5 protein-coding genes are annotated in these 4,691 nt (G+C 36.3%); 3 read left to right on the forward strand and 2 right to left on the reverse strand.

Going from position 1 to position 4,691, the window contains the following annotated elements:
* The first annotated feature begins 428 nt into the window (after positions 1 to 428).
* Complete coding sequence (locus FC65_RS08855) at positions 429 to 716, forward strand: type II toxin-antitoxin system RelE/ParE family toxin (protein ID WP_056972398.1); 288 nt, start codon at positions 429 to 431, stop codon at positions 714 to 716.
* Between the two features lie 14 nt (positions 717 to 730).
* Positions 731 to 1,024: a HigA family addiction module antitoxin gene (locus tag FC65_RS08860; protein WP_056972400.1), complete on the forward strand. Its 294-nt coding sequence runs from the start codon at positions 731 to 733 to the stop codon at positions 1,022 to 1,024.
* A gap of 114 nt (positions 1,025 to 1,138) precedes the next feature.
* On the opposite strand, the gene FC65_RS08865 is transcribed toward FC65_RS08860, so the two are convergent.
* A complete protein-coding gene (locus tag FC65_RS08865) occupies positions 1,139 to 2,128 on the reverse strand; it encodes an aldo/keto reductase (RefSeq protein WP_056972401.1) in 990 nt (329 codons plus the stop codon).
* A 198-nt stretch (positions 2,129 to 2,326) separates the two neighbouring features.
* On the opposite strand from FC65_RS08865, the gene FC65_RS08870 reads away from it, so the two are divergent.
* Positions 2,327 to 2,584 carry a type II toxin-antitoxin system HicB family antitoxin gene (locus FC65_RS08870; RefSeq protein ID WP_010498484.1) on the forward strand — a complete coding sequence of 86 codons (258 nt, stop codon included), beginning with the start codon at positions 2,327 to 2,329 and terminating at the stop codon, positions 2,582 to 2,584.
* A 232-nt stretch (positions 2,585 to 2,816) separates the two neighbouring features.
* On the opposite strand, the gene FC65_RS08875 is transcribed toward FC65_RS08870, so the two are convergent.
* A complete protein-coding gene (locus FC65_RS08875; protein ID WP_056972402.1) occupies positions 2,817 to 4,568 on the reverse strand; it encodes a GH25 family lysozyme in 1,752 nt (583 codons plus the stop codon).
* Positions 4,569 to 4,691: the final 123 nt, after the last annotated feature.

Below are 4,691 nucleotides of genomic sequence, written 5' to 3' on the forward strand. Positions count from 1 at the left end.
TCATTTACACAAACTTCTTGACACTCCCAAATAAGTTGTTCTCTATGTGCTGTGTGCTTATAAGGCATGTTCTTTTTAAAGCACTTTAAAGTAGTCATGTTCCGCAAAATGGTTACTGAGTTGGTAAAATTATCCTCCTTTCTGCAGAATAACGTATAATTTTTATACAGAAAAATTTAGTTAAAAGTATAATAATTACAAGAAATCCTGCTAATATTTGTGTACCCGCTTACATTTTACCGTAACTACAGACAAAATCAAGCTTATAATAATTATTATTTATGCTAAAGATGGCTTTTAGAAAAGTTATAGAAAATGTTTGAATAAAAAAATGGGTTATAGTTTTGTATAATAAATCTCAACTATAACTTGTTTACATATACACGTACTTAAGGTATAATATATTAAACAAAACAAAGGAAAAACTTATGATAAGAAATTTCGCAGATAAGGAAACCAAGAAAATATTTAGTCAACAATTTTCTAAAAGATTACCTCAAGCAATTCAGAAAGCAACTTTACGAAAGCTAATTATGTTAGACAATGCCACAAATATCAATGATTTAAGAGTTCCACCCGCTAATCATCTGGAACAACTAGTGGGAGATCGTGAAGGACAGTATAGTATAAAGATCAATGCACAATACCGACTTTGCTTTTCTGTTGAGAACCAGAATGATTTTATCAATGTTGAAGTTGTTGATTATCACCATTAAGGGGAGTGAATATTATGAATAAGATCCCAACACCAAAAATTAGTGAGATCTTGAAAGAAGAGTTTATGGAACCGTTGAATTTTTCAGCCTATGCGCTGGCAAAAAGAATCAATGTTCCAACGTCTAGGATACAGGATATTTTACATGACCGACGGCAAATCACGGTCGATACTTCCGTTAGATTGGGCAGAGTTTTTGGAGTTTCTGACCGCTATTTTTTGAATTTACAAAATGATATAGATATTCGTAATGTTGAGGAAGCTAAAGGGAAAGAGTATGCCCAAATAAAACAATTCCAATTAGGATAAATTTGAGAGAGTACTAGGGAAAAGAGTTTCTAGTTTGACAAAAAAGGGGTTGGAGAAATCAATTTTTGATTTTTCCAACCCTTTTCTTATCAAAGCTAGTTTTTGTTTATTTAATTATTTAGTGATCTCATCGATCGAATCAAGTTCTTCTTGGTCGAAGCGGATGTTTTTGGCAGCTTCCAAGTTGTCTCGCAAGTGATCGATATTAGTAGTACCGATAATTACTGATGAAACTACTGGATCTCTTAATAGCCATGCTAAAGCCATTTGTGAGAGTGTTTGACCACGTTTCTTGGCAATGTTATTGAGTTTGTTTAAATCCTCAGTCACTTTGTCAGCACCTGCTTGCATAACATACTTGCTGGTTGGATGAATAGCGAAATCTGCCGGAACACCATCTAAGTATCTGTCACTGAGTAAGCCCTCAGCTAATGGACCATAAGCAACGATCCCGCGTTTTTGGCGCTTCATTTCATCCACAAGACCGATCCGTTCTGGACGACGGTTGAGCATGTTATACGAAATTTGGTTAACGGTATATGGTGTGCCCAAGTCATCAAACATTTTAGCAACTGTTTTGGCTTGTTCTGTATCAAAATTGGAAATTCCGATGTACAATGCTTTACCAGCACGAACAACATCGTCTAAAGCTTGAGCTGTTTCCCATAAATCAGTATTGGGATCGAAACGATGAGCGTAGTAGATATCAACATAGTCTGATTGAAGACGTTCCAAAGTACGGTCGATCGATTGTAAAATAGTCTTTCTGGACAGGAAGTGACCATATGGTCCAGGAATAGTACGATAGCCAACCTTAGATGTGATCACCAATTCATCACGGTATGGTTTTAATTCAGCGGCTAATACTTGACCTAAAAGTGACTCAGATGTGCCGATCTCAGGAGAACCATAATGGTCAGCACAGTCGAAACTAAAGACCCCCTGATCAAAAGCTTTTAAGATCACACGTTTGCGATCATACAATGGGTCGGCGCTGCTAAAGCTATGCCAGAGACCTAAAGAGATCAAAGGTAAACGCAGGCCAGTTTCACCTACTCGTCGGTGTGGTAATTTATTGTATCTGTCGTCATCTGCTACGTACATACATAATACCCCTCTCTAACAGATCTGATCCGTTCAAAAATATTTACTATAATAACAGTATAACGGTTATAACGAAAAAACTAAAATACAACGAGTTCTTGGAGCTAAAGAAATAAGAGAATCAGCTAGGTTTTATATTGTACAATTCTCACAATATTATGTAAACTATAATGTAAGAACTTTTTTGGAGGTGGTTAAATGAGCGATGTGGCGATAAGTTTCCCAGTTAAAATTACAAAACCGAAGGATGAAGATGAGCCTTACGTAGTGTATTTTCCAGATTTTGACGAGTATCTCTATGCTGAAAGTTTTTCGGATTCTTTCGTTCAGGCACAAGAATTTTTGAAAGAGCACTTGTTAGATGATGATCTGCCAGAACCAAGTGAAGTGTTGCCTTTTGCAAAAGAAGGACAGTTTACAAGTTTTGTGACCGTTCCCAAAGCCTTGGTAGATTAGTGCTCAAATTATATTGGAGAAAAGGCATTTAGGTAGGTAAAATGACGAATATTATTGGGTTTGCAGTCACTGGTTGCAAAAGCAAACTGGATTTTATAACTGAATACGAATTGAAGTAGGTCATGTATCGATTAAATTGATAGGTGGCCTATATTTTTTGTTAAATAAGAGTAAAAAAATGAATGTATCCAGGTTTTAGATACATTCAAATCCATAAATATTCCTAAATATTTTAGTTCTTTAATGCCCCAGTGATTGTGTCAAAATAATAGATTTTGCCATTTATTTTCTGATAACCATAGAGCATTTGACCGCTGGCATTGTAAAAGACAGTTTTATTTCCTTGGTTAATGTGCTGGAAACCAGTCTTCCTAGCACCGGTGACACTATCGAAGAGATACCAGTGACCGTTAATTTTTCTTTCGCCGTAGACCATCTGACCATTGGCATCGTAAAAGACAGTTTTATTTCCTTGTCTAATGTATTGGAAACCAGTCTTCCTAGCACCGGTGACACTATCGAAGAGATACCAGTGACCGTTGACTTTATTTTCACCATAAACCATTTGTCCATATGAATTGTAAAAAACAGTCTTGTGCTGATCAGAAATATATTGTAAGCCTGTTTGAAGTCGACCACCTTTATACAAGTACCAGTGACCATTTTGGGAAAGTTGGCCATTTGTAATGATCGTGGAATTATTGGGGCTAGTTAGTAAATTGTTAAATGAATGTGAAACATCTAAAAAGTTTTCGCGTAATTTTGCTTGTGAGGAAAATTGCCAACCGCCATAACCTGCTGCTTGCCATTGTTGTTCATAATATCCACTCTTAGTAGGAGTAAATGGGTATTGAGCTAGCCAAGTCCGATCTTTTCCAACGGTTGCGACGACCTGATTTAGGTATTTATAGTTTGGTCCCACATAAACACCATGGTTAGTATATCCGTGTTGACTTAAAATAGACCAAAACATTTTGAGGGCAGAGTTCATATTAAGGTTATCTTGCATAGTTTCGTCGGCTTCTATGTCAGCAAATATTAAAGTGGAATAAGGCAACTTAAAATTGTTCATGACCGAGACAGCATAGTTAGCTTCATTGCGTGCACTATTTGTATCATTAAAGCGCACAAAGTGGTAAATTGAAACGTTCAATCCTGCATTCTTAGTCAAGTTGATCTGATTCTGTGCATAGGGATTAGTATAATCATGGCCTTCAGTGGTTTTGATGATGATCGTTCTGATACCAATTTGTTTCAGGGAATTAAAATCCGCTTGTGTCATCCAATTTTGCCAAGATGAAATGTCTACAGCATCAGCGATTGTGTAACGTTTATAACCAATATTAAATTGATCAGGGGAAATTGTCCTAGTCAGTGCAGCGATGCGTGGCTGGTTTGAAACAGTTTGACCATTTTGTTTGTCATTTTGACCATTGTTTTTTTCGTTTTCTTCTGAATTTTGGCTGACGTTTCCTGTAATTGTGTCAGTTTTAGATGTTGTTTCAACTGCTGAACTTGAACTAGCATCACTGTTTGTCACTTGTGTAGTCTCAGATTTAGATGAACTTTCGTCCATGATGTTTGAAGGAGCTTGTTCATTTGTTCCTGGAGCTGCTGGCTCACTAACATTAGTTTCTGATTCTTGCTGTGCTGTGTTGTTGTCAGTTTCAGCGTCATCAGCATCTTTAGCACTATTATTATTGCTTATATTCTCAGTTGATTCAGACTCTTCCGCTTTGGATACGCTTGATTGTGTATCATGGTTATGTAAAGCGACTTCATTTTTGCCAGAAGGACTGCTTTCCATTGAATTTACTTGGTTAGTTGTGAGTTCATTTGGTACTTCAGCTGCATGAGTGCGCAACGAAGATGTCAATAATGCACCACTAACACTTAGCGTTGTAATACCTGTGGTTAAAAGTGCTTTCTTTATTTGATAATGCCGAGCATGCTTTTTTAAATTGCTTCTTTGTTTTGAATTCAAAAATTAACCTCCCAATATTATTTATATACTATAAACCATACTAATTATGTTAATGAAATTTTTAACAGCGGTCAATGAATTTTTCAAAGCGTCAGAAGATGAAACCAAATACATTAAGCAGAA

Source organism: Ligilactobacillus acidipiscis DSM 15836 (genome assembly GCF_001435755.1).
Taxonomy (GTDB): Bacteria; Bacillota; Bacilli; order Lactobacillales; family Lactobacillaceae; genus Ligilactobacillus; species Ligilactobacillus acidipiscis.